This window comes from Bacillus sp. FSL K6-3312, assembly GCF_038007485.1.
Taxonomy (GTDB): Bacteria; Bacillota; Bacilli; order Bacillales; family Bacillaceae; genus Bacillus; species Bacillus pumilus.
Genome location: NZ_JBBOXI010000001.1, coordinates 331,988 through 356,507, shown reverse-complemented (window position 1 = coordinate 356,507; position 24,520 = coordinate 331,988). Strand labels below are relative to the sequence as shown.

Below are 24,520 nucleotides of genomic sequence, written 5' to 3'. Positions count from 1 at the left end.
TCATAAGCTGTCCGCTACAATATTTGAAGATGACAAAAATTCTGACTTTTTTTGTGGTTTTATCACAATAAGAGAAAAAAAAGAGCCTGCCGCTATTCGGCTGGCTCTTCCCTCCTACACCCACACCTCATCAAGGGTAGACTGCAGCAGCTCATTTAATTTTTGTATCAGTTGTCTTTCGGCTGATTGTAGCTTTTCACCAATTCATCAAAACGCGCCAGCTCTTTATCAATAAATGGATGGACATGAGCGAGACGGTTCTCTACATCCATTTCTTCTCCATCGATTTTACGTTTGAGCAGTTCGTGAATTTCTGCTAAAAGCGGGCCTTCCTCCACTAGCTCCTTGAGCAATTCATGAAAGTCCATTGGTGGAACTGTTCGGTAACGTTCAATCCACTGACAGGCAAGAAGCGGCCGAAGCACATAGAAATACTTCTTGATTCGCACCTGCTCTCCTCGTAAATGCCGACTCTCATTCCGCTTCGCCATATTGAGGTAATGATACATCAAAGCCGCAGGGTAAAACGCTCGATCCTTTAATTCTCTTAGCTGCTTTGCCAAAGAGAAAGATTCAGCATAGATGATATCAGAAGACAGCCATTCCATAATGGACGGATTTGATTTATTGAATAAGCGAAGTGCCTTTCTAAGCTCCCAGCCGCTGATATCAAGCACGTCATCAATCGGTCGTTCAATGACATCACGATGCTCTTCCATCGCCCAATACCATTCTTTCCGGGGAACATATAAAAAACGAACATCATAATCACTATCGGTCGAGGGAAATCCCCATGCCCTACTGCCTGATTCGACGGCAAGACAAATCTTTACGTCATACGTTTCTTCGATGATTTTCAGCTCTTCCTTAATTCTCTCTCTCAAGCGTTCATCAACTCTTTCTATAGAATTCTGCATGACTTCTTCACGTTTTGGGAAAATACGAATAAGACATATATGAAAAAGGAGTTGGATCTGATGTCTATATCTCGCATTATGAAATGGATCACTGGGATTTTTGAAGCTTGCCTTGCCATCCCTGTGATCGGAGGTCTATTCGTTATCAGCAATGGATATTCACCGCTTATGGTCATGCTTATTCTGCATATTATCACACTCGTCTTATCGAGGCGAGACCAGGGACCAATGATTGGAAGTATCATCGGAATTGTCACATCCTGCCTTGCATGGATCCCGATTCTCGGATTCATTCTTCATATCATCACTGCCCTTGCCCTCATTATCACCGCGTTAGTGCCTGATGAAAAAACGAGACAGAATACGAGCTATTAAAAAAGAGGCCCTCCTAGAGAGGCCTCTTCAGCATATAGACAAACCCTCGCATTCGTTGTCAGGTCTGCGCGCTGGTGCTCACGAATGTTCAATTCGCTCCGCGCCAGTGCTCGCCCTTCCTAGACTTCAAAGGTTTTCTATCACGCTGAAAAAAGAAGACAAAGTGCTAAAATAAACATCATTTTAGCACTTTGTCAACAATCTAAAGAGGCCCTCCTAGAGAGGCCTCTTTGTTCTGTTAATTCGTTAAATGCTTTTGTAAGAAGGCAAGCTTCTCTGTTTGAAAAGCCGGGATGTACTCGTGTCCAAAGTAGCGATACACCTTTAAATCTTTATCTGTTTCTAAATGGTTATATACCGCAAACACAGTAGATGGTGGGGTGATTTGGTCAATCAGACCGATCGCCATCAATGTGGGCTGTTTCACCCATCCGGCTAAATTGATCAAATCAAAATAGCTTAACGTCTCAAATACCTTTTCTTCCGCTTCTGGATCGCTGTTTCTGCGAAAGTATGAATTGATTTCTAAATAAGGCTGCTCCAATGCCACATCTACTGCACGTTCAAAATTCGATAAGTACGGATAATCTGCCACGACGACCTTCGGAATGTCTGAAAGTGCTGCAGCTGCAACCGCTAATGCACCACCCTGGCTCCCGCCCACCACGCCGACCCGGTGTTCATCCACTTCCGGGAAGGACTGAATCACGGCGAGCGCTCGAACCGCATCTAAATAAACACCCCGATAATAGTAGGTCTCTTTCGATAAAATGCCTTTTGTCATCCACCCCAAAGCCTGTGCGCCTGGTGTCACTGTCTTATCTTCACTGCCGCCTTGACCGCGGACGAGCATACCAAATGTCGCATAGCCATGCAGTGCCCAGTTGACGATGTCATGAATGCCGCCGTCATAGCTAGCATTATAGCCATGAAAATGTACGAGTGCTGGATGTGGACCTGTTTGATCTGGTACTGCATACCAGCCTTCAATTCGAGAATGACCAAAGCTTTGATACGTCAGGCGGTACACCTTCACTCCCTTTACTGGATAATCATAAGGTTCAAGTGCTGGCTCTGCCTCCACTTGGTTCAGTTCTTCAAGCGATGCCTTCCAAAAGTCTGAGAAATCAGGACGTGCTGTTTTCTTCGGTTTATACTTTTTTAGCTCTTCTAATGGTAAATCAAACAATTGCATATCCTACTATCCCCCTTTGTTTTATTAGTTGTGTGTATCATATCACTGTTTTCTTGACGAAGAAAGCCATTTTCTATACAAAAGACAAAACCTTCTGACATTTCTATTGGCAAAGAAGTTTGAAACCTTTATGATAAAGAAACTGGCTTGAAAACTAGAGATTCTCAGACAAAAAAATCGATCGATCCATTCATGGATTTCATATTTGCAATCATCGAATAAAGGAGGAACCTGTATGAAAATCGCCCTTGTCCAAATGGACGTACAAATTGGAGAACCTGATGTGAACTTTCAAAAAGCAGAAGCATTTTTAGAAGAAGCGATCCGCGAGCAGCCTGATCTGATCATTTTACCCGAAATGTGGAATACCGGTTACGCTCTTGAACAAGCCGATCAGCTTGCGGATGTAAACGGTGAACGCACAAAACAGCTTTTCTCTTCCTTTGCCCGTAAACACCAAGTAGTTCTCATTGCAGGAAGTGTATTGAACAAGCGCTCAGAAAGTGACAACATCACCAACACGATGTATGTCTTTAACCGCCAAGGTGAGCTTTTAGTCGATTATGATAAAATTCATTTATTCCGCTTAATGGATGAGCACAACTATTTAACCGCTGGTGATCAGCTTGGTTTATTTGACTATGAGGAGGATGTGAAGATTGGGGCCATGATCTGCTACGACCTTCGCTTTCCGCAGCTTTCCAGAACACTTGTCAACAAAGGGGCGAAGGTGCTTATCAATACGGCGCAATGGCCTTCAGCAAGAGTGGATCATTGGCGCAGCTTGCTCATCGCAAGAGCAATTGAAAATCAGTCATTTATGATTGCTGTTAACAGAACAGGCACAAGTAGAGACACTGAATTCCCTGGCCACTCCATGGTGATTGATCCACTTGGCCGTATTTTACTTGAAACAAACCATGAGGAAGATATATATTATGCGGACATTGATCTTGAGCTAGTGGATGAAGTGAGACAGCAGATTCCTGTGATGACAGATCAGCGGCTGGATGTCTATTAAAAAGCGAAATATTCGTGTTTAATTAAACGTTTGTTTAACCCACTTCTATATAGAAAAAAGTCTACTATAACGGGACTGACCCCCGTTTTTGAGACAGGGATCAAAACACCTTTATACAGCCAATTGCCGATAGTTTATCGGTGATTGGTTGTTTAGTTTCGTTTGAATACGAATGTTGTTATAATAATAAATGTATTCTTTGACAGTGCGTTCTACGATGCTGGTCGTAGTGCGGTCAATCCTGTTAAGATAGAACGTTTCAGACTTTAGTGAGGAATGAAACGATTCGATGGAGGCATTATCAGCGGGCGTCCCTTTACGGGACATGCTCATGGTAATGCCTTTTATATGAACAGCTTTCTGATACTCGTAAGATGTATACACAGAACCTTGATCGCTATGTAACACGCAATTCTCAGGCAGTGCTGGGAGCTGATTAAGTGTGTTTAAGATAAAGTCTGTGTCCTGCTTATCACCAATCGTAAAAGCAATCACTTCTCCATTATATAAATCCAAGATACTGGAAAGGTACAATTGTTTCTGTCCATAAGGCAAATACGTGATGTCCGTTACTAGTTTTTCAAGAGGGCGATCAGACTGAAAGTTCCGATCCAATATATTACCGGCCACGGCATAGGGCTGCCCATTCTTCTTACGCTTTTTCATTTTAACCCGGCATTGCCACTGGTTTTTCTGCATGATACGTTGAACAGTTTTATGGTTAATACGCATTCTTCTTTTTAGTATGGCTGTGATTTTTCGATAACCATATCGATATTTGTGCTTTCGGCACAACGTGCCGACCTGTTTCTCTATTTGTCTTTTAGAATGATTCTGAGTCAAATCCTTTTTCCATCTATAATACGAAGTACGTAAGATGCCTAAATGGACACAGATGTCCTGTACTGTCATCGTTTTGCACAATTCTTCTACCAGTTTGATTGACGTTTCCTTATCAACTTCCTTTCCAATTCGTTGTACTTTTTTAAAACTTCATTCTGTTGACTCAAATAGCGATTTTCTGCCTGCAGTCTCTCTAATTCGGAAGAGTACTCGGGACCCTTTCCATAGGTATATTGTTTTCCAACAGGCTGTTCGAACCGGTGTGTATCCCCAGCCTTATGCCACCTCACCCATGTCTGAACCTGCGTCTTATTCTTGATATTCAATTTCTGCATGATCTCTTTCATAGGTACGCCTGCCAATCTCATTTCTACAGCCTTCTGTTTGACTTCAACCGGATAACTCACTCTTGTCCCCATAGAAAAAACACCTCCATGTTTTATTTCGGATCACAACGATCCATTTTCAAACTTGAAGGTGTTTTTTATTTGTCTCATCTTATGGGGTCAGTCCCTAACAAGTAGACTTTTTTATTTTGAGCATAAATCCCAGCCAAGCCTGAGTTTTCTCAGCTTCCGGATCTGTTTCGAGTCTTGAGTTATGAAGGGCTATATTTCCCGGCGCTCTTCAATCAAGCCTAAACTTTTATTGAATCACGGTGCAATATCCTCTAATACTTTCTCGCGCGTTTCGATCATTTTAAAAGCAAGAATTGCTCCCACTACAGTCACACTTGCAAAAAGAATAAAAATAGTTGAAACACCGCTTACCTCTAAAATAAAGCCTATCATAATAGGAGCGATCGCTGAGGCCAGCCTAAGCCATGCTGTAGCAAATGCCGTTCCAATCACCCTCATACGTGTTGGATAAATTTCAGGTGTATATAGATAGAGAAGAACTGTAATCGTCCCCATCATTCCGTAAGCAGCGGACCCTAAATATATCACACTTTCTGGAGAACTCGCTCCGCTGATCCATAAAGCAGTTAATAAAGCACCTGTTACGATAAATGCAATGGTTGCCCAGCGCTTTCGTCCTACTTTATCAATTAAAAATGCACAAGCGAATACCCCTATGGTCTGTAAAATATTTGTGAGAGAGGCTGCCCTTAATGAATCTCCAACTGGCAAATTGTAAACCGTATTATAAAGACTTGGTAACCAGTTATTTAAACCATTTGATACAAAGTAGGCAGAAAACCATAGTCCCCATACGATCAATGTTCTTTTACGGTAAAAAGTTGAAAAAAGCTCTTTCCAGTCGCCCTTTTCAGTACTGCTAAATACTTGCTTTGCTACAGGCATTCGTTTGTCAGTACTAGCTTCAATTTCTTCAATAATTCTTTCGGCCTCATCTAACTTGCCTTTCGAAATAAGCCACCTTGGAGATTCACGTAACATAAAAAAGAATACAAAGACGATTAAACCTCCAATACCTCCAATCAAAAACATCCACTTCCACCCAAAGCTAGGTACAACAAATGCGCCGATTTGAGCTGAGATCATTAACCCTAAAGGAAAAATCATCTCATAAAGCATAAAAAATCTGCCTCTCCCTTGAGCCCGGGACAGCTCATTGATATATGAAGCCGCTACCGGCACCTCTCCTCCTACCCCAATCCCTTGTATAAAACGAAAAATAAACAGTGCCATAAAATTACCTGAAAACACACATGCAATACTCATGACGGACATGAGGAGTACAGTCCACTTTGCACTAAATACACGGCCACGCCTTTCTGCTAACCATCCAAAGAAAATGGCACCAATCGCTTGTCCTATATAACCAGACCCAATAAGAAGACCAATTTGAGCAGGTGATAAACTCCACATGCCGATGAGAACTGGGAGAACAAACGCTAAAGACAGAGCATCAAAAGCATCAAAAAAGGTGGCAGATCCCATAATGATACGAGGTTTTAAATGCCATCTAGAAAAAGGTACACTTTCCATTCTCGTCAATAGTTGCGAAGCTCTATCAACAACTTGTCCATCATGAGAATTTGAATTTCCGCTGACTTCTAACGTCATGATATCTCCTCCTTATTAGAGGAAATGATGCAAAAGTACATGCCGAAGAGCGCTAAAGAAATCGCTTACATTTTAAATCAAGAGACATTCTAAAGCGTTCATAGGAGTTTTCAGCATCTATCATTTCTTTTTTGGCGTTCCCGTGGTGCCCCGATCTATGTAGTACATAGGGAAGATATGTTCCATCGCTTCTAACTGTTCTCCTTCTAATACCTGTGTTAATAAAGAAACAGCTTTTCTCCCCATTCCAACTAAATCAACATGAACTGAAGATAAAGAAGGGGTTAGAAAACTTGCAATGGGCACATCATCGGCACCAACGACAGACAAGTCATGAGGTATAGACACATTTGCGTGTTCTGCAGCTTTCATGACCCCCATCGCCAAAAAATCTGAAGAGCAAACAACTCCAGTCATGTGCTGGTTTCCTTGGAGAAATTGAGAAACCACTTCTACTACTTTTCCCCCATCAAATTCATCTAACTCAAACACAAGTTCTTTGTTCATTGTTAACCCTAAATTTTTAAGTGTGCGCTCATATCCCTTGTAATACCTCACACTATGCATCGAACTCATTGGACCATTGACCAGCCCAATGGTTCGATGGCCTTTCTCAAATAAGGCCGTTACGGATTGACACACACCTTCTTCATCATCTGGCCTGACACATGGGAAAGGAGAATCCTCTAAGTAACTTCCAACAACAATAATGGGTATAGCTAAACTTTTTAACCAATCCATGCTCAATTCTTCATTTCTTGGAGAAAATAAAATGGCACCATCTACAGCTTGCGTTTCAAGTAATCGCTGCTGCTGTATAGATGTAAATGACATCAACATATTGAATTCAGTCTCATCTAATTCCTTCGCTATACCATCTAAAATCGTCGAAAAAAATGGATTATTCAAAATATATGAACCACGCGGAACCACGACAGCTATATTCCCAGTCTTTCTTTTAACGAGCCCTCTAGCTCCTAAATTAGGACGATAGCCTAACTCATCAATCACTTGTTTGATTCTTTCAGCCGTTTGAGCACCTACTCCTGGTTTACCACTTAATACTCGGGAAACAGAGGCGATAGACACTCCAGCTTTCAATGCGACATCTTTAATACTTACTGACACATTTCATACCTCCGGGAGTCTGTTGTTTTATACACTATTATAACCTGACTCACCTTCATCATGAAATCAATGGTCTGTTATCTACCGACGTTTTCCTTAAGCAAACCAACACTTTGAAGTCCCTGACGAATTTCTTCTTTTTCCTCATCAGTTAAAGGTAGTACCGGCTTCCTAGCAAGCGAACTACTGATCAAACCTCGCTGATACATCGCTTCCTTCATGCGCAGATGAGAAGTAGATGAAGGTTCATCCATTTTATACACAGCATGCTTTAATTCGAATATTCTATCGTAAACTTTATTAGCCGCTATAAGGTCTTTTTCTTCCACACATTTCACAAGTTCAGCGATCAAATCTGGCACGAAACAGCCGAAACCTACAAGTGCTCCATCAATCCCTTGAACCAATGTTGGCAATAAATATTCATCGTGACATGTGAGTAACGATACATCTGGTGCATGTTTTTTCAATGCCCGCACATCGACCTCGTATTGTGCCATGTCTCTTTGACCAATTTTAAACGAAACAACATTCTCAATTTCCGACATTTCTAGTAATTGACTGGTTGTATATGAGGTTTTTGTCCATGTTGGATATTGATGAACGATGATTGAAATATCAATCGCTTCTGCAACATCTTTAAAGAATTGGACAGGTGACTCAGGCTGCATACCGAATCTTAGCCATGAATGTGGCGGCATGAGAAGTATACCTTCACCACCAGCTTCTTCAACGGCTTTTGCATGCTGGATCGCTTCAATTGTCCCTTCAGCAGAAACCCCAGAAATGACAGGTACTTCCCCTTTTAATTCGTCGGCTGCAATGCGCACAGCCTCAGCTCGTTCATGTGGCAGTAAGGTCATAATCTCGCCAGTATGTCCATTGACAACGATCCCGTTAATCCCTTTGTGATCCGCCACCCATCGGACAAGCTTACGAAAAGCAGGTTCATCAATTGAATAGTCATCTTTAAAAGGAATTAAGACAGCCGGGAATACACCGCTCCATTTTTCTTTATTTTTCATAAACAAATTCCTCCCCATTCGGTTATAGTAAACGTTTACGGTAAGCGTTTACGTAAACAATCATAGAATGATATTGTGAATGATGTCAATATTATTTTTTAATAATTACAATAATTCAAAAAACTATTGTTGAATTTTAGATACTATTTTATTTTTCCAAAAAAGAAAATGAGGGATATATTTTGTTTACCACATCGACCAAAAAACCTCATCTTCGTTAACTGGTTGAAGTATGATACCTCTTTTTCCAAACGGCAACATACCAAAAAAGGATAAATAAATTTTACTGTCAAAACATCATCATATCTACGAAGGAAAAGGCATCAATAAAAAAAAGTCTACCCTAAACGGTAGACTTAGATTGTTGACAAAGTGCTAAAATGATGTTTATTTTAGCACTTTGTCTTCTTTTCATCGTGATAGAAAACCTTTGAAGTCTAGGAAGGGCAGCTACTTTTGCGGAGCGAATTGAACATTCGTGAGCACCAACGCGCAGACCTGCGGGCGAATGCGAGGGTTTGTCTACACGCTGAGTCTACCCTAAACGGTAGACTTTTTTATTTCGAATATAAATCCCAGCCAAGCTTGAGTGTGTCCACAATATAATTGGCGACTTCCTCAGCCTCTAAATGATCTGTTTCCACTCTGGAGTTATGAAGAGAATAAATCTCCCGGCGTTCTTCAAACAGCTCTTTCATTTCATCAAGCGACCGGTTGTGAAGAACAGGACGGTTTTCAATTAAAATATCAAGTCGCTGCTTCCAATTCTCCCAAGATAGGTCAAGGAAAAGAACCGTACAATGCTTCAAGCAGGCACGTTTGATTTCTTCCTGTTTGAAAGCACCGCCTCCAAGTGAGACGATCTTGAGCTGTGTATGTTCACATAAATCGACGATATAATCCTTTTCAGCCTGCCTGAAGAATGCTTCTCCTTTATGCTGAAACATCTCTGGAATCGTCATGTTGTATTTTTTCTCAATCTCCTGATCGACATCAATAAAATCTCGATATAGCTTTTTGGCAACCAGCTGCCCAATGGTTGTTTTCCCAACACCCATAAAGCCAATGAGAACAATATTCCGCTGTCTTACAGGGATTTCTCTATTGATTTTCATGATCGTGACACGTCCTCCTTACGACAAGGAATGCTACATAATGTTTCTATTATATGATAAATGGAGCGCGAAAAGATAGGCAATCTTAAAAATTGTGTTTGACGACGTAGCCGAGCTGTTCAGAAAGCCTCTGTGCCTGTTCTTTCACTTTTTGCTGCAGCTGGGGAATGACTTCTTCAGTAAACCGGTGGGTTGGACCAGATATGGATAAACAAGCCTTCACTTCCCCATGAATGTTAAAGACTGGTGCCGCTACTGCCGCAGATCCTACCTCTCGTTCATCGATGCTGCAAGAAGTATACGTGTCAAGAATATGTTTACATTCCTTTTGCCAGTCATCTCTCATCACATGATCAGCCTCAGACGCTAATACTTTTTGTTGAAATTCTTCACTTTGAAATGCCAATAATACCTTTCCGCCTGCACCTGCGTATAACGGCAGCTTCTCACCAACCTTGACAAGATGTCGAATCGATTGCAGCCCTTCCGCCTGTTCAATACAAACCCTGCTTGTTGCATCCATTACATACAGGTTGACGGTTTCTTTTGTTTCATCACGAAGTGCGTACATGAGTGGTTTAGCCAGTTCTCTCAATTTAATGGACTTCCCTGCAATGTATCCAAGGAGATAAAGTCTTTGACCCAATCGATATTTCATTGTATCTGGATTCTTTTCCACAAAATGATTCATTTCAAGTGCCTTGAGCAGTCTCGTTGTAGTAGACATTGCTAAATTCATCTCTTTTGAAATATCCGTTAGCGTCAGCTCTTGACGTTCTTCACTAAAACAATAAAGAATATCTAAAGCGCGCTGAACCGTACGCAGCCCTGATTCTTCTTTTGACTTCTTATCAGCCATGTTCACTTTCTCCTTTTCCCCTTTGATTTCTTATCGACATAAACGATCGATTTTGCTATAATCCATTTTAAACGTTCCACTAAAAGAAAACAAATTCCACCAGTCGGAATAAAATCGATTGGAGATGTTTGATGGAGGAGATATTTGAATGTACCTGCTTGTTTTTACACTTCTTATTAGCCTATATATTGTTCATCAACTATTTCCCGCTCCCATACTCTCCTATTTTGTTGGTCTGCTGGCCGCTGCTTCGCTCATCATTTCTTTTAAGAAAGCAAGTGGCCTTTATTTGAAAACAGGTGGTATGTTTCTCATGATTGGCTTGATCTTATTCTTCTTATCCGACGAGCCATTGCACACGTTGTTTCTTCACTTTCATTCCATGCTAGGCTTGCTTTCTCTATTTTTCATGCTGCCTTTTATTCATTCTCTCATACATGTTGGACATTTCGATACACAATTAAATAAACTGCTCACACTGCATACAACGAGCACAAACCAGCTTTATCGCAAGAGTTCATTTGTCACTCATATTCTTGGCATGTTTTTAAATATCGCAACGATTCCCTTACTATATACATCGCTCAAACCGTCGCTGGATTCCCTAAAAGAACAAGTGAAACAACATCTTTATACACGCAACCTTTTAAGGTCATATGCATTATGTTTAAGCTGGAGTCCTGTTGAAGTGCTCGTAAGCGTCACCATTGATGCAACCAAACTCAAATATTATCAAATCGCACCCGTTACTTTTGGTTTAATGGTCATCGTGCTGGCGACAGATTGGATGCTCTTTTCTCGTCAAAGCAAACGACACCCAAACATCATTCAGTCCACAGAAACAAACTCCAATCCTCGTCGAATTAAGCGAAAAACCCTTCAGCTTGCTTTCATGCTGCTGAGTTTTATGACAGCCGTCTCACTTGTCGATGCATGGATTGGGAAAGGCTATTTATTCGCTGTTGTGCTAACCATTATTCCATTTGCTCTATTATTCTCTTCTGTCATCAAGAAAAGAAAACAATATATAGCCGTTTCTGTCCCTCATTGGAAAGAAAGAACCCGTCAGCTCTCCAACTATATGTGTCTATTTTTAAGTGCTGGCTTCTTTGTCGATATGCTGCTTGCCACAAACAGTATGCAGCCGATTCAAGCATTTATTGTCAGTATATCAGAGCATGCCATTTTGGTTTATTGTGTCATTGGGTTATATTTTCTGATCACCGCTCTTTGCGGTTTTCACCCGCTCGTCTCGCTTGCTTTGTTAGTTAGCATGATGGCACCTGTCATCCAAGAACTTCCTGCTCTTCCCATTGCAATCATGCTTATCGTTGCTGGAACATCAACTGTCATGTTTAGTCCTTTTAATGTTTCTGTCTCCCTGTTAGCTGATTTGATGAAGGTCAACCCTTACCGTATCACTCGCTGGAATATATGGTTTGCTGGCTTTTATATCAGCATAGGTATCGCATGTGCAACGATCATCACCGTTATCTTTTATTCATAAAAAAGAGAACTCATCTTGGTTTGAGTTCTCTTTTGCTTCGCTTTCTCACTCTGGTTTTAATTGAATACGTTCAATTTTCCCTACGATAAAAATGTACGACAATGCCCCGCCTAATGCGACTAAACTGACGAACAAAATCCCCCCGTTGTAAGAGCCTGTCGCCGACACGATGAATCCGATAATAAGCGGAGTGATGATCCCAGCTAAATTAGCAAAAAAGTTAAATACACCGCCAGCCAGCCCAACCATTTCCCTTGGTGCCACTTCAGACAGCATCGTCCAAGAGATATTAGACAGTCCTTGTGCAAATGAAGCGATGGATAAAATGGTCAGCACAAGCGGAATATTCGTTGTAAAGTTCGCTAAAACAATGGTACTCGTCAGAAGCAAGCCAACCACTACCGGCAGCTTCCTCGCTACATTAACGGATACGCCCTTTTTAAGCAGCCAATCAGACACATAACCTCCAAACAATACCCCAAAGAATGCAGCAATATAAGGAAGAGAAGCCGCAAAACCCACTTTAAGAAACGCCATATTTTTCGCCTCTGCCAAATAGGTCGGAAACCATGTTAAAAAGAAAAAAAGTGTAGACGCAACAGAGAATTGGCCAATATAGAGCCCGATCAATTTACGGTATTTTAGAAGGGCGGCAAAGTCTGCCCATTTCAGCTTCCCCTGTGATGCTACTGTCAGTCCATCGCCTTGCCGAATCAATTCTAACTCCTCTTCATTCATCTTCGGATGCTCTTTCGGTTCGTGATAATACTTGTACCAAAAGAAAGCAAATATGATACCGAGCGCACCTGCTGTAATAAAGACGGTTCTCCAATCGAAAGTCGTCATGATCCAAAAAAGAAGAGGTGTCGCAAATGCAAGACCCACATACTCTCCAGCAGTATAAACACCTGTTGCAAAAGCCCGTTCCCGTCTTGGAAACCATGTGGTGACAATGCGGTTATTCGCAGGAAATGCGGGAGATTCTGTAATCCCAATAAACAAACGACAGCCGAATAAAAAAGCAAAGCTGTTCGCAAACGCCTGCAGGCCTGTGAAAATAGACCAGGTAATGAGTGATATCCCATACGTTACCTTTGAGCCAAATTTATCGAGAATAAAACCGCCTGGTATTTGCATCGCTGTATATGTCCAGCTAAATGCTGAAAAAATGAGGCCTAATAAGGCAGGATTTAATTGCAATGAAGATTGAATAGCAGGTGCAACAATAGATACACTGGCTCGATCAATATAATTAATGGCGGTAATAAAAAACAACAGAATCAATATGCCAAAACGGGCTTTCGTTGGCTTCATATAACCGGGCCGCAATTCATTCCCCTTCAGTTCTGAATGCACTTTCATAACCATCCTCCTTTGTTTCCGCAGCGTGCGATTCGGTTGAGCGTCTTAAATAACCCCTTTTTCTTCCAATTGTTTGCACTCTTCTTCTGTTAACCCAAGCATATTTGTTAAAATCTCATAATTATGTTCGCCTAAATCAGGTGCAATGTGACGGATATTTCCGGGTGTTTTTTCAAATTTCGGAATGATCCCGGGCACCTTTACTTTTCCAAGACGGGGGTGATGTACCTCGACGATATTCTCTCGTGCTTTAAATTGCGGATGCTCAAAAATATCCTGAATACTTAAAATTGGACTCACAGGAACGCCATGAGTATCTAGAATTTCTAATACGTCATCCCTTGTTTTCGACGCGATCCATTGAGAGACGATCGCATCCATCTCTTTGTTATGCTTCAGCCTAGATGCATTGACCGCGAATTTTTCATTCTCTAATAAATCTAAGCGATTCATCGCCTCTGCCAATCGATTGAAGGTCGAATCCGTACTCGTCACAAGAACCAAATAATGCCCATCCTTTGTCTCATAGGTGCCGGCAGGGCTTGAATGACCGCTTAACCCCGGTGAACGCTCACGCACCTTCCCAAGCTTGTCATATTCAGCAACCAAAAATTCTAACATACGAAAGACAGATTCATAGAGGCCCAAATCCACCATTTGCCCAGTTCCTTCTGGATGTGTATCTCTGTAATACATCGCTGTCACAGTAGCAAACGCCACATATATGCCTGCAATATAATCAGTTAAAGAAAAGGAAGGACTGACTGGGTGCCGGTCTGGAAACCCTTGAATATATGTAAAGCCGCTAAACGCTGTCGCAGGTGTTCCAAATCCGGCCTTGTCCTTAAACGGACCCGTTTGTCCATAACCCGATACACGAATCATAATTAATTGAGGGTTGATTTCTTTTAATACGTCGTACCCTACGCCCCATTTTTCGAGTGTTCCAGGACGGAAATTTTCAATTAACACATCGACCTGACCTGCAAGCTTTTTAAAAATGTCTGATGCTTCGTCTTTGTGCAGATCCAGTGTTAGAGATTTCTTATTCCGTGAGAGACCTGACCATCTAAGTGGTTCACCTTCTGCAAAAGGGCCAACATGCCGCAGCGTATCGCCTTTACCAGGAATCTCGACTTTGATGACCTCTGCACCAAAATCCCCTAGAAGCACCGCGCCATAGGGGGCAGCGATCATCGTAGAGACGTCTAATATTTTCATTCCTTCGAGCGGTGTATTCATATTCATTGCTTGACTCCCTTTCATTCAAGTGATGAAGGGCTAAATAACTTTCTATTTTAGCCCTTGTCATCTTTCTGATTGACCCGGAAGACCCTGATGATTCAAAAGGAGGGCTTACCGGAGCAGTTTGTTAATCCTTCGGAAGCTGCCCTTGCGGTGTGTAAAGCCAAATCAGCCATAAAGGTTCATCTCCTGTATTTACATGCTGGTGCGAGACACCGTCTGGAATGAACATGAAATCATTTTGTTTAAAGGACTGCCTTTCTCCATCACAAATGACTTCGCCAGATCCTTTAATCACATAATCAAATTCCTCTGAACCTGGGTGATTGTGCACTGAACTTGCTTCTCCCGGTTCAAAAATGGTGAGACCTGCCATCATATGCTCTGACCCAACAGTATCTGGTGTAATGGTTTGAAATACCTTTCGAATCATTTGCTCCTCTGGATGATCTAAACCTAACCATAATGGGTTCCCATCTTGAAACGGATTCAATACTTTAATTTTCATTGTTACTTCCTCCTCGTTATGTTTAATTCACGCTGACATGTGAGCGCTTTGAATTTGGTGAATAAATATCATTAATATTCCAATGTCCATCCGTAGGGACAGGATCATTTTTCATTGCTACATCGATGACGCAAGGCTCCTCAGATGCAATTGCTTCAGCTAAAGCTTCTTTGAATTCAGAAGCAGAGGTGATTTTAATCCCCTTCATCCCATAACCTCTTGCAATGGCAGCAAAATCCGGAGAATAGCTTTCTCCACCTTTTCTGAAAACAGTACCGTACGTCGTTTCATAGTGCGCCATTTGCAAGCCAGCTATTGTTCCAAACGCACTGTTATTCATCACAATCCACACAACAGGAATGTTCTCTTCAACGGCTGTTGCGAGAACGGATGGATTTTGACCGAATCCGCCGTCCCCAACGAGTGACACAACGACACGGTCAGGCTGGGCAATCTTTGCCCCAAGTGCAGCAGGGGCTCCAAATCCCATCGTTGCAAAGCCGCCTGGTGTTAGAATGGTCCCTGGCGTGAGCACAGGAAATTGCTGTCCGACCCCATTTTTATTCCAGCCAACATCCGTTGTAATAAAGGCATCTGGCGGTAATATTTCCCGCACTTCCTGCAAAATACGCTGCGGCTTCATTGGGAAGGATTCATCTTGAATGTTCGTCAGATTGCTCGCCTGAAAATCCTTACGATATGCCGCAATTTCCTTTTTCAATTCAGGTCGATTCAGCCCTTCTGGCAGTCTTTCTCTCGCCACTCGATTGAGCACAGTCAAGGCCTGCTTCAGATCGGCTACTGCTCCTATGTCAACAGGATAGTTACGTCCAATTTCATTCGGATCAATGTCAATATGAATGAGCTTGGTTGACGGGAAACGGAACGTATAATTTGATTCCCACGAACTCGCATCAGCTTCAGCAAAACGGGTGCCTAAAGCCAATATATAGTCCGCCGCTTTGCACTAATCATTGATAAATTTTGTCCCCCAAAATCCTGTCATTCCAAGGGTCATTGGGTGATCATCTGGCATGGCTCCTTTCCCCATCAAAGAATGGGCGACAGGGATACTTAGATGATCAGAGAATGCCTTTAATTCTTCAGCTGCATCAGCTAGTAAAATGCCTCCCCCTACATATAAAAGCGGCCTTTCTGCCTGCAGCAATCGATCTAATATCCGATTGGCCGTTTGATCATCAATTGAAGGTTTTTCAATGGTCTGTGTATGATGGTTGATTTGTTCAAACAAGGACACATCTAGGTCTTTTGAGAACACATCCATTGGAACAGATATCAACACTGGACCAGGACGGCCGCTTTCAGCTAACTGAAATGCTTTTGATAAAATCTCTGGAAATAATTCTGGAATATCGACTCGCCATGCTCTCTTCACAAACGGCCGATAAATTTCGTATTGAGAGGCATCGGAATGAAGATTGATCTCTTGATGTGGGTGCTTTCCGTAGTAATGACTCGGGACATCTCCTGCAATGACAACCATTGGAATGGAATCAAGTGCTGCATTCGCTACCCCTGTTGCCGCATTGATGAGTCCTGGACCTAGATGACTGAGAACAACAGCTGTCTGTTTCTTTGCTCGCGCATAACCATCTGCTGCATGTGCCGCTATCTGTTCATGTCTGACATTTACAAATTGAATCGAGCTTTTTTCAAGCGCTGATAAAAAAGCAATATTCGTATGACCGCAGAGACCAAAAATATGCTCGACTCCCCGATTCTCTAAATACTGAATAACCTGTGTAGAAATATTCTTCTTCATGTTTCTCTCCTCTCACGGTGCAGCTATGAATCTGCTACTCACTTATTCTTTGAAAAACAATCGATAGAACGCTGTTCAAATCCTGTATCGCCACTTGCCCGGGAGCTGAGCTTTCTTTCCCTACAGCAAAGGTCATGACAGATCCAAAAAGTCCACCAACCATTCTTGTAAAAGCCCCATATTCCCCCATTGCCATCGAAATAACGGGAATCGACAGCTGCTTGTTCGCATGGCTGGTCGCCGAGAGCAGTGTTAATGCATCCTCATAGGAATGCGGCATCACTGCAATCTTTGCGATGTCGGCGCCGACTGATTCTGCATTGACGAAGAGCTGCACGAGACGATCCAACTCAGGGGTGCGCTGGAAATCGTGATACGACACAATCAAGGTGACCCCATTACTTTTAGCCGCCTGACTGACTTGCTGTAAATGTGTCACATCATGCATCAATTCATAATCAACGGCGTCCACAAGCTGTGTGGAACAAAGCTCGACAAGCAGAGAAACCTTCTCATTTTCTGAGAGTGATATACTTTCGCCGCCCTCCTTTTCAGAGCGGATTGTGAATAAAAATGGTATGCCCTTTGCCTTTTCTACCATTCCCTTAAGGGTTTCTATAACTTGTTCCTTGTCATGAAGGTGATGAAAAAAATCCGCCCGCCACTCTATCACATCAGGCTTCTTCTCAGTTAATACCTCGACCTCATGAAACAATTCTTCCTTTGTTTGCCCGATGAGCGGCGTACAAATCATTGGCTGACCGCCAGTCTGCACACTTTTTACCTTTTGCTGAAATGCATTCACATTCATACGCCCCTTTCACAGACCATTTGGAAGCACGATCATTTTGGTTTCGGTCATCTCCTCAATAGCGAAACGCGGACCTTCTCTTCCAAGACCACTTCGCTTAATTCCTCCATAAGGCCAATGATCCAGTCTAAAATTTGATGTCCCATTGATGACAACACCGCCAGTTTCAAGCTCTTTTGCTGCGTGTAACGCAACATCCAGCTGATTCGTAAAGATCCCTGCCTGCAATCCATATCGACTATCATTTGCTTCTTTAATTGCCTCCTCCAGCTCCGCATAAGGGAGAATGCTGACAACTGGGCCGAATACTTCCTCACAGACGACCTTAGCCTGTTTCGGAGGGTTCAGCAAAATAGCCGGTGTGATGCTCGCTCCATTTCTTTTTCCCCCACATAAAAGCTGTGCCCCCATACTCTCTGCCTCTTGTATCCATGTCTCAACTCGCTGCGCGGCCTGTACATCGACCATACAGCCGATATCACTCTCACTGGACAGCGGATCTCCAACGACAAGCTGCTCTACTTTTTGTTTTAATACCTCAGTAAACGACGGCATAATTTCCTGGTGGACATAAATTCTTTGGACAGAAATACAGCTTTGACCAGAATTACTAAAGCCTGTCTTGGCACAGAGGGATGCGGCTTGTTCAATATCAGCATCGTGATGAACAATCGTCGCGCCATTCCCTCCGAGTTCGAGCAATACTTTTTTTAATCCCGCAGAAGTTGTAATATGCTCTCCTCCGGCAGCCCCGCCGGTAAAAGAGATGAGATTCGTTCTTTCATCAGTGACTAACTGTTTCCCAGCGTCGACCCCGCCAATCACAAGCTGCAAACTTGCCTCAGGAAACCCTGCTTCGAGAAGGAGTTTGACAAACGCTGAGGCAACAGCTGATGTTTGCGGTGCAGGCTTCAAAATAATGACATTCCCTCCCGCAAAAGCTGGACCAACTTTGTGACAAATTAAGTTGAGCGGTGCATTAAAAGGGGTAATCGCCAGCACAACTCCGACTGGTACTTTAAATGTCATGGCCATTGCTCCCTGCCCACGCGATGATACATTGCCTGGAATGGTCTCACCTACTAATCGATTCGCTTCTTCCGCTGACTGCGCCAGCGTCTCGATTGATCGTGAGACTTCATCTCTTGTATTTTTAAGTGGTTTGCCTAATTCTAACGAAATCAGTTTTGCGAAATGGTCTTTTTGTTCTTCAAGCAAGGCGGCTGCTTTTGTTAGAATCTTTGAGCGTTCAATTGCCGATATTCCCGCTATTTGTTTTTTAGCATGCTGCGCAATAGAAAGTGCCTGTTCTATGTCTTCTGGTGAGGCGAGATATGATGTACCGATCCTTTCTCCTGAGTAAGGATTTGTGATATCTGTTTTCACACGATCGGAATCCATCCACTCGCCGTCTATATATGATAACGCTTTCAAACTACTCAAATTTTCTCTCCCTCCTTTAGGTGCCGCGTTCCATGTCCTGCATAACGAACCAATCTTTCTTCGTTCGGACAAGGTCCCTTCACGAGGGCTCCCTTTGTCAGCTCCTCATATGCATGCGCCACGATGCCCATTCCTCTGGATAAGGAAAAAATGCCTTTTGCTGCTTCTGCTGGAATGTTTAATTCACATTGGATTGCAGCAGATACACCGTCTATATTCATCGTGATTTTCTTCCCTTTCAGGTGTTCAAGCTCATGTCTAATCGCTTCGGCTAACCGTAAATATATCCCACTGATAAGGCCTTGCTGGACATATGTGTGACTCAGCTCATATAGACGTCTAACCCTCGGATCATCATCATGAAGCTGATGGCCGATCCCCGGGATTTTTTCCTTGCGAGTTAACCATGTGTGACATACTTGCTTGGCCGCAGACTGTATATCCTTTTGATCATCGTAGATCGCTTTGGCTTCGTATAACATACGCATGGCCTTCTCTCCGGCTCCGCCATGAATATCACCTAATAAATTCACCCCTGTTGCAACAGAGGAATTAAACGAAATACCGCAAGTCACCGCCATTCTGGCTGCTGCAATAGATGGCGCTCTTGGTCCATGGTCCGCACCTGCGACAAGAACACTTTCAAAAAGAGCTGCTTTTGAATCATCCAATAATTCACCAACAAGCAGTAAATAAAGCATTTGTGGATACGACAGTTCGCCAATAAGTTCTTCAATCGGATAACCTCGAAGTTCAATTGAATTTTTTTGAATATGACTAATCTCAGTTTCCCACCAAGCGCCTCCCTCTTTGTAAATTTCCAGTGCACTTCGATTTTTCATTGTGTCAATCATTCCTTTAGCTTCTTATTTGGAGGTGAACCACCCCTTTATTCCATCCAGTGGAATCTAATTTCACTTTTCGGAATGTGATTTCATTGTAAGCGCATTCTTTTTCTTCGTCAATCATTTTTTCTGAAAATACTGTAAATAGAAGTAAAATTAAGTGAATCGAACTAATTATACTTGCTTTTTTTGATCAAAAAAATCTTTATTTAGTTAAATGGACTTAAGTAGATCGTTCTACTAATTTAATGATTTTTTGGTTATTTTGTCAAACCCACTTGAAATTCGACATAAAAAAACCTCTCCGTCTACTGGAGAGGTCTCTGATTGTTGACAAAGGGCTAAAATGAACATCATTTTAGCCCTTTGTCTTTTTTTCAGCGTGATAGAAAACCTTTGCAGTCTAGGAAGGGCGAGCACCGGAGCGGAGCGAATTTGACATTCGTGAGCACTGGAGCGCAGACCTGACAACGAATGCGAGGGTTTGTCTACACGCTGAAACCTCTCCATCTTCTGGAGAGGTCGCTTTTTTATTTCCACCAGTCATCAAACATGGAAGCGGGTACTTGGCGTTTATGCTCTGATTGAACATAGCGCTTTTCAATCGCTTCTGCTGCTTGTTCTGACACGGGCTTACCTTCTAAGTAATCATCAATTTCATTGTACGTAATGCCTAGTTCTGTTTCATCCGTTTGCTGAGGTTTGTCATCAAGCAAATCAGCTGTCGGTTTCTTTAAGTATAGGCGCTCTGGTGCTTGCAGCGCTTCTAGCAGTGTCCGGCCTTGGCGTTTCGTCAGACCTGTGAGCGGGAGAACGTCTGCACCGCCGTCACCATACTTCGTGAAGAACCCAGTGACTGCTTCGGCTGCATGATCTGTACCAATGACAAGTAATCCTTCTTCTCCTCCGACAGCATATTGCGCGATCATTCTCATACGTGCTTTGACATTCCCTTTATTAAAGTCAGACAACGGTCCGCCTGTGTCTTTTTGATATTGTTCACTGAATGCCGTCACGGCAGGCGCAATATCATATTTCCACGACTTGTCCGGCTGAATAAATGATAAAGCGAGCTGGGCATCATCTTCATCCTGCTGCACGCCATGCGGGAGACGCACCGCAATAAAGACTGCCTCTTCTTTTCCTTCTTGACGCAGTTCAGATGCAGCGAGCTGTGCAAGACGTCCAGCGAGCGTTGAATCCTGTCCGCCGCTAATGCCGAGAACGAATCCTTTCGCGCCGGTTTTTTTCAAGTAGTCCTTTAAAAATCCAACCCGTTTTTCAATCTCCTGCTTCGGGTCAATTGAGGGCTGCACATGCAACTCTTGGCTGATCTTTTTTTGCAAACTCATACACTTTTCCTCCTAAGCATCCTCTACATGAAGAGAACAGGTTTTACTCTAAATTCATTGATTTGACAACGTTTTTTGAATCTTCATTATACCATGTTTTCAGTAAGAACATTTTGTAAGACGTTCCCCTATTTCATCAATGATCAAACATTCACAAATGAAAAAGACCCTGTCTATAAGGACTGGCCCTTTTTTTTCAATCAATTTCTACCCGTATAGATGTACAGCTTGCGCCATTACACTTCCCAATATCAGCAGGGCATGCGGATACGGCCACAATGAGATCCATTTCGGCTCGCAGACGAATGTAATCACCAGGAAGCGATTTTGGCTGCTCCACAGACAGCTTTCCTTTTTCATCAATGACTGTATTCATAAAGGCATTAAAAGGATAGTACATATCCTCCTTCGGAATCCCAAATGGTTCGAAGCCAGTCCTTAAATTATCGTAGCATGTATGCATGACCTCTAAATGCGTCCGTCCGTATAAAAGCTGGTACATTTCTTGCCGGCAGGCGGGCATATATAAATCATGGCACTCGACTGTATCTTCAATGACCGTAAACATCGGTTTGTATAAATTAGAATAGAGCTTATCGCCTTTTTTCACTTTGGACGAAAATAGGCTGTCCATTGTCGCGCCTTGGTCAAATTTTTCATAAAAATCCTTTTCGTGATAGGCCATGACATCTGCTACTTGCTGGCCTTCAACATCAACCACCCGCATACATTGGCCTTTTCCTAAACGAAAGCCATGTCCATCCTTTGGTAAAATCACGTATTCTCCGTTCAACACATGCACTCCTTTCCTTAACAGTATGCCCAAAACGTCCCCTTGATCATGTATAAAAAAAGGAGCCAGTCACAAGCTAATGTCATTGAAACAGAAAGGTGTTGCACATGCATTGAAAGAAGAACAATCTTTATCTTGGTGGCAGCTTTCTCTCATCGGAGTAGGCTGTACAATTGGTACCGGTTTCTTCCTTGGTTCCAGCATCGCCATTACAAAGTCCGGTTATTCCGTCTGCATTTCTTTTTTGCTTGCTGCGGTTGGAACCTATCTCGTCTTTAAACATTTGGCTGCGATGACGGCTGATAACCCTGATAAAGGGTCGTTTTGCTCCTATGCTCGTAAAGCATATGGACGCTGGGCAGGGTTTAGCAATGGCTGGGTGTATTGGTTCGCAGAAATGCTGATTACAGGAAGTCAGTTAACAGCGATTTCTCTTTTTACCCGCCACTGGTTTCCATCTGTGCCGCTCTGGGTGTTTTCTGCAATTTATTCCGCTCTTGCCCTGCTCGTGATTATCATAGGGCTTTCTTCTTTTCAAAAGACAGAAAATGTCCTTGCGGTACTGAAGACAGCGGCGATTTTTCTATTTATGATCCTTGCTGTGCTTGTGTTATTCGGTATTCTGACAGATCATAAACCAACCCTTCACCTCCCAAACAAGGATCACGAATGGATGCCGCTCGGTCCGCTTGGTCTTTGGAATGGATTGATTTATGCGTTTTATGCATTTGGGGGAATAGAAGTCATGGGGCTGATGGCGGTTCATTTAAAGGACCCGAAGGATGCAGCAAAGTCTGGACGCGTCATGCTGATGATTCTAGCGGTCATCTATATCGTCTCAATTGGTCTTGCTCTCTTGCTTGTCCCGGTGACAGCCTTTAATGAGAACAGTAGTCCCTTTATTACATCATTAGAGCCATTTCATTTATCAATCTTTCTTCATATCTTTAATGGCATTTTCATTATTGCCGGCTTTTCGACATTGGTTGCCTCACTCTATGCAGTCACGACGCTGCTTGGCACGATGTCGGAGCATCAAGATGCACCTGCTTGTTTTAAACAAAAAGACCCATCTCATGTCGGATGGCCTTCGATTATTTTAACTGCTGCTGGATTAATTGTCTCGATTTTGCTTGCACTCTTTTTGTCCAAACACATCTACGAGCATCTCACAACAGCAGCCGGTCTTACCCTTCTGTACACGTGGGTCTTCATTCTGTTCTCAAGTAAAAAGCTATCAAAGCCATCCACTCGCCAAACGTGCGAAATGTTTCTTGCGCTGCTCCTGATTGGAGCCGCCATTTCAGGCACTTTAACAGAGGCAAGCGGACGACCTGGCTTTTTTATCAGCCTTGGGATCATTGCAGTGATTGCCATCATGGTGCTATTTATGAGAAAAAAGTGGAAGCAGCAGGATCAGACCGCATCATAATTTCATCATGTTTCTTAATGCAGTAAAAGGACATTTGGCGGAGGCTGGTTTCTCCGCCTCATCATCTGAGAGGAAATATTGTTTCCATTCCAGATTTTTCTGATCACCATACCACTTTAACGCTGGATGAACATCTACTTGATCATATGCCTTGAGCCTTTTCCGAACAAGTTTGCTCATTTTTTGACCGAATGTGGTAGATCCGTTCATCTTCTCAAATACCCATCTTGGTTGAAATGCCCACATCACATAAGGAAAGTGACGACTTTTTCTAAGCTTGTGAGCTGGTGTTGCGCATAAAATAAAATAGGGTTCACCATGAAAACAAAATTCCCATTCATGATTTTCTGGATCTGTCGGAATGTCCTCGGGCCACTTCATTTCATCCTTTTGATGCAATTGCTGAACGAGCGACCAAAACTGTTCCTCATACTCTTCGAGCGAATATTCCCTCAAATCCTGCGGTGTCTCAAAAAAGCAAACAAATGAGGCATATTGACCCGTTTCTTTCGAACAACTTTGATATTCTCTCAAGAGCTGGGCCAATTCATCAACCGCATCCTCTTCCCTCGGGTCACCAACAAACCCATACCGTAAATGATCAAGAAAAAACCCCTGTCTTCCGGGTACACAAGGGAATGTATCTGCCTCATCTCCTACCATCTCTCCAAATAGCGTAAAAGCATCCTGCTTCCATTCTTCTAGTGATCGTAGATTTTGATCAAGGCAACTTTTTGCATACAACTGGGCCATTTCCTTCCACCTCGTTTTAGCGTCTTCTCCATAGCCTATGAGAAAAAAAGGCTGTGGTGACTGTCCCTAAGCGACTTTCCTTGCGCATTCCAGAGGTGGATGTTCTCGTTCAAATTCAGCATGTATGTGCGTCTTTCACTCCATGCTGCTTCTTTTAATAGAGCGCTTTTGTATCTTC

The 24,520-nt window shown here is 42.7% G+C and carries 20 protein-coding genes and 2 pseudogenes; 4 read left to right on the top strand and 18 right to left on the bottom strand.

Annotated features, from left to right (window positions below):
- Positions 1-114: 114 nt before the first annotated feature.
- Positions 115-884 (bottom strand): annotated as a pseudogene (locus tag MHI11_RS01925) (nucleotidyltransferase domain-containing protein).
- A 93-nt stretch (positions 885-977) separates the two neighbouring features.
- Between MHI11_RS01925 and MHI11_RS01920 the strand changes: the two are divergent.
- Positions 978-1,292, top strand: coding sequence for a hypothetical protein (locus tag MHI11_RS01920; protein ID WP_044140457.1), 315 nt, complete (start codon positions 978-980; stop codon positions 1,290-1,292).
- Positions 1,293-1,530: 238 nt separating this feature from the next.
- Here MHI11_RS01920 and MHI11_RS01915 read toward each other — a convergent pair whose 3' ends face one another.
- Positions 1,531-2,487, bottom strand: a complete 957-nt coding sequence (locus MHI11_RS01915; RefSeq protein ID WP_044140456.1) for an acetylxylan esterase — start codon at positions 2,485-2,487, stop codon at positions 1,531-1,533.
- A gap of 235 nt (positions 2,488-2,722) precedes the next feature.
- Between MHI11_RS01915 and MHI11_RS01910 the strand changes: the two genes are divergently transcribed.
- Complete coding sequence (locus tag MHI11_RS01910; protein ID WP_340960285.1) at positions 2,723-3,508, top strand: carbon-nitrogen family hydrolase; 786 nt, start codon at positions 2,723-2,725, stop codon at positions 3,506-3,508.
- Between the two features lie 111 nt (positions 3,509-3,619).
- On the opposite strand, the gene MHI11_RS01905 is transcribed toward MHI11_RS01910, so the two are convergent.
- From MHI11_RS01905 to MHI11_RS01880, 6 genes are all read right to left on the bottom strand, one after another.
- Positions 3,620-4,770, bottom strand: a protein-coding gene (locus tag MHI11_RS01905; RefSeq protein ID WP_340960284.1) for an IS3 family transposase whose coding sequence is annotated in 2 segments (ribosomal slippage) — positions 3,620-4,497 and positions 4,497-4,770 — 1,152 coding nt in all. Because the reading frame shifts where the segments join, the coding sequence is not laid out codon by codon here.
- Positions 4,771-5,004: 234 nt separating this feature from the next.
- On the bottom strand, positions 5,005-6,381 hold the full coding sequence (locus MHI11_RS01900; RefSeq protein WP_111912374.1) for an MFS transporter: 1,377 nt from the start codon (positions 6,379-6,381) through the stop codon (positions 5,005-5,007).
- A gap of 120 nt (positions 6,382-6,501) precedes the next feature.
- Entirely contained in the window at positions 6,502-7,509 is a 1,008-nt protein-coding gene (locus MHI11_RS01895) for a LacI family DNA-binding transcriptional regulator (protein ID WP_111912376.1), read from the bottom strand.
- Between the two features lie 77 nt (positions 7,510-7,586).
- A complete protein-coding gene (locus MHI11_RS01890; protein WP_044139274.1) occupies positions 7,587-8,534 on the bottom strand; it encodes a dihydrodipicolinate synthase family protein in 948 nt (315 codons plus the stop codon).
- Positions 8,535-9,091: 557 nt separating this feature from the next.
- Positions 9,092-9,649 carry a shikimate kinase gene (locus MHI11_RS01885; RefSeq protein ID WP_044139273.1) on the bottom strand — a complete coding sequence of 186 codons (558 nt, stop codon included), beginning with the start codon at positions 9,647-9,649 and terminating at the stop codon, positions 9,092-9,094.
- 85 nt (positions 9,650-9,734) lie between these two features.
- On the bottom strand, positions 9,735-10,508 hold the full coding sequence (locus MHI11_RS01880; protein ID WP_340960282.1) for an IclR family transcriptional regulator: 774 nt from the start codon (positions 10,506-10,508) through the stop codon (positions 9,735-9,737).
- A 148-nt stretch (positions 10,509-10,656) separates the two neighbouring features.
- On the opposite strand from MHI11_RS01880, the gene MHI11_RS01875 reads away from it, so the two are divergent.
- The gene (locus MHI11_RS01875; protein ID WP_340960281.1) at positions 10,657-12,015 is read left to right on the top strand and encodes a hypothetical protein; all 1,359 of its coding nucleotides are present in this window, start codon (positions 10,657-10,659) and stop codon (positions 12,013-12,015) included.
- Between the two features lie 45 nt (positions 12,016-12,060).
- On the opposite strand, the gene MHI11_RS01870 is transcribed toward MHI11_RS01875, so the two are convergent.
- The 9 genes and pseudogenes from MHI11_RS01870 to MHI11_RS01830 all read right to left on the bottom strand — a co-directional run bounded on the left by MHI11_RS01870 (position 12,061) and on the right by MHI11_RS01830 (position 22,157).
- Positions 12,061-13,377, bottom strand: a complete 1,317-nt coding sequence (locus tag MHI11_RS01870) for an MFS transporter (protein ID WP_044139270.1) — start codon at positions 13,375-13,377, stop codon at positions 12,061-12,063.
- A gap of 45 nt (positions 13,378-13,422) precedes the next feature.
- Positions 13,423-14,625, bottom strand: coding sequence for a CaiB/BaiF CoA transferase family protein (locus MHI11_RS01865; protein WP_340960280.1), 1,203 nt, complete (start codon positions 14,623-14,625; stop codon positions 13,423-13,425).
- A 124-nt stretch (positions 14,626-14,749) separates the two neighbouring features.
- On the bottom strand, positions 14,750-15,130 hold the full coding sequence (locus MHI11_RS01860; RefSeq protein WP_003216877.1) for a cupin domain-containing protein: 381 nt from the start codon (positions 15,128-15,130) through the stop codon (positions 14,750-14,752).
- A 22-nt stretch (positions 15,131-15,152) separates the two neighbouring features.
- Positions 15,153-16,913 (bottom strand): annotated as a pseudogene (locus MHI11_RS01855) (thiamine pyrophosphate-binding protein).
- A 34-nt stretch (positions 16,914-16,947) separates the two neighbouring features.
- Positions 16,948-17,724, bottom strand: a complete 777-nt coding sequence (gene aroD / locus MHI11_RS01850) for a type I 3-dehydroquinate dehydratase (RefSeq protein ID WP_340960279.1) — start codon at positions 17,722-17,724, stop codon at positions 16,948-16,950.
- A 9-nt stretch (positions 17,725-17,733) separates the two neighbouring features.
- On the bottom strand, positions 17,734-19,167 hold the full coding sequence (locus tag MHI11_RS01845; RefSeq protein WP_340908736.1) for an aldehyde dehydrogenase family protein: 1,434 nt from the start codon (positions 19,165-19,167) through the stop codon (positions 17,734-17,736).
- Positions 19,164-20,021, bottom strand: a complete 858-nt coding sequence (locus MHI11_RS01840) for a citryl-CoA lyase (protein ID WP_080772930.1) — start codon at positions 20,019-20,021, stop codon at positions 19,164-19,166. Before MHI11_RS01840 ends, MHI11_RS01845 begins: the two co-directional genes overlap by 4 nt.
- Before the next feature lie 521 nt (positions 20,022-20,542).
- On the bottom strand, positions 20,543-21,364 hold the full coding sequence (nadE, locus tag MHI11_RS01835) for an ammonia-dependent NAD(+) synthetase (RefSeq protein WP_044139266.1): 822 nt from the start codon (positions 21,362-21,364) through the stop codon (positions 20,543-20,545).
- 196 nt (positions 21,365-21,560) lie between these two features.
- On the bottom strand, positions 21,561-22,157 hold the full coding sequence (locus MHI11_RS01830) for an urea carboxylase-associated family protein (protein ID WP_340960278.1): 597 nt from the start codon (positions 22,155-22,157) through the stop codon (positions 21,561-21,563).
- Between the two features lie 79 nt (positions 22,158-22,236).
- Here MHI11_RS01830 and MHI11_RS01825 point away from each other — a divergent pair, with 79 nt between their 5' ends.
- Positions 22,237-23,589, top strand: a complete 1,353-nt coding sequence (locus MHI11_RS01825; RefSeq protein WP_340960276.1) for an amino acid permease — start codon at positions 22,237-22,239, stop codon at positions 23,587-23,589.
- Here the strand turns inward: MHI11_RS01825 and MHI11_RS01820 are convergent.
- Positions 23,584-24,342, bottom strand: a complete 759-nt coding sequence (locus MHI11_RS01820; RefSeq protein ID WP_044139263.1) for a YqcI/YcgG family protein — start codon at positions 24,340-24,342, stop codon at positions 23,584-23,586. The two genes, MHI11_RS01825 and MHI11_RS01820, sit on opposite strands and share 6 nt — an antisense overlap.
- Between the last annotated feature and the right edge of the window lie 178 nt (positions 24,343-24,520).

Coding starts and splice junctions, on each gene's coding strand:
- MHI11_RS01820 (WP_044139263.1), bottom strand. CDS start 24,342: ATGGCCCAGTTGTATGCAAAAAGTTGCCTTGATCAAAATCTACGATCA.
- MHI11_RS01900 (WP_111912374.1), bottom strand. CDS start 6,381: ATGACGTTAGAAGTCAGCGGAAATTCAAATTCTCATGATGGACAAGTT.
- MHI11_RS01920 (WP_044140457.1), top strand. CDS start 978: ATGTCTATATCTCGCATTATGAAATGGATCACTGGGATTTTTGAAGCT.
- MHI11_RS01880 (WP_340960282.1), bottom strand. CDS start 10,508: ATGGCTGATAAGAAGTCAAAAGAAGAATCAGGGCTGCGTACGGTTCAG.
- MHI11_RS01865 (WP_340960280.1), bottom strand. CDS start 14,625: ATGAATATGAATACACCGCTCGAAGGAATGAAAATATTAGACGTCTCT.
- MHI11_RS01885 (WP_044139273.1), bottom strand. CDS start 9,649: ATGAAAATCAATAGAGAAATCCCTGTAAGACAGCGGAATATTGTTCTC.
- MHI11_RS01890 (WP_044139274.1), bottom strand. CDS start 8,534: ATGAAAAATAAAGAAAAATGGAGCGGTGTATTCCCGGCTGTCTTAATT.
- MHI11_RS01870 (WP_044139270.1), bottom strand. CDS start 13,377: ATGAAAGTGCATTCAGAACTGAAGGGGAATGAATTGCGGCCCGGTTAT.
- MHI11_RS01915 (WP_044140456.1), bottom strand. CDS start 2,487: ATGCAATTGTTTGATTTACCATTAGAAGAGCTAAAAAAGTATAAACCG.
- MHI11_RS01910 (WP_340960285.1), top strand. CDS start 2,723: ATGAAAATCGCCCTTGTCCAAATGGACGTACAAATTGGAGAACCTGAT.
- nadE (WP_044139266.1), bottom strand. CDS start 21,364: ATGAGTTTGCAAAAAAAGATCAGCCAAGAGTTGCATGTGCAGCCCTCA.
- MHI11_RS01875 (WP_340960281.1), top strand. CDS start 10,657: ATGTACCTGCTTGTTTTTACACTTCTTATTAGCCTATATATTGTTCAT.
- aroD (WP_340960279.1), bottom strand. CDS start 17,724: ATGAATGTGAATGCATTTCAGCAAAAGGTAAAAAGTGTGCAGACTGGC.
- MHI11_RS01840 (WP_080772930.1), bottom strand. CDS start 20,021: ATGATTGACACAATGAAAAATCGAAGTGCACTGGAAATTTACAAAGAG.
- MHI11_RS01860 (WP_003216877.1), bottom strand. CDS start 15,130: ATGAAAATTAAAGTATTGAATCCGTTTCAAGATGGGAACCCATTATGG.
- MHI11_RS01825 (WP_340960276.1), top strand. CDS start 22,237: ATGTCATTGAAACAGAAAGGTGTTGCACATGCATTGAAAGAAGAACAA.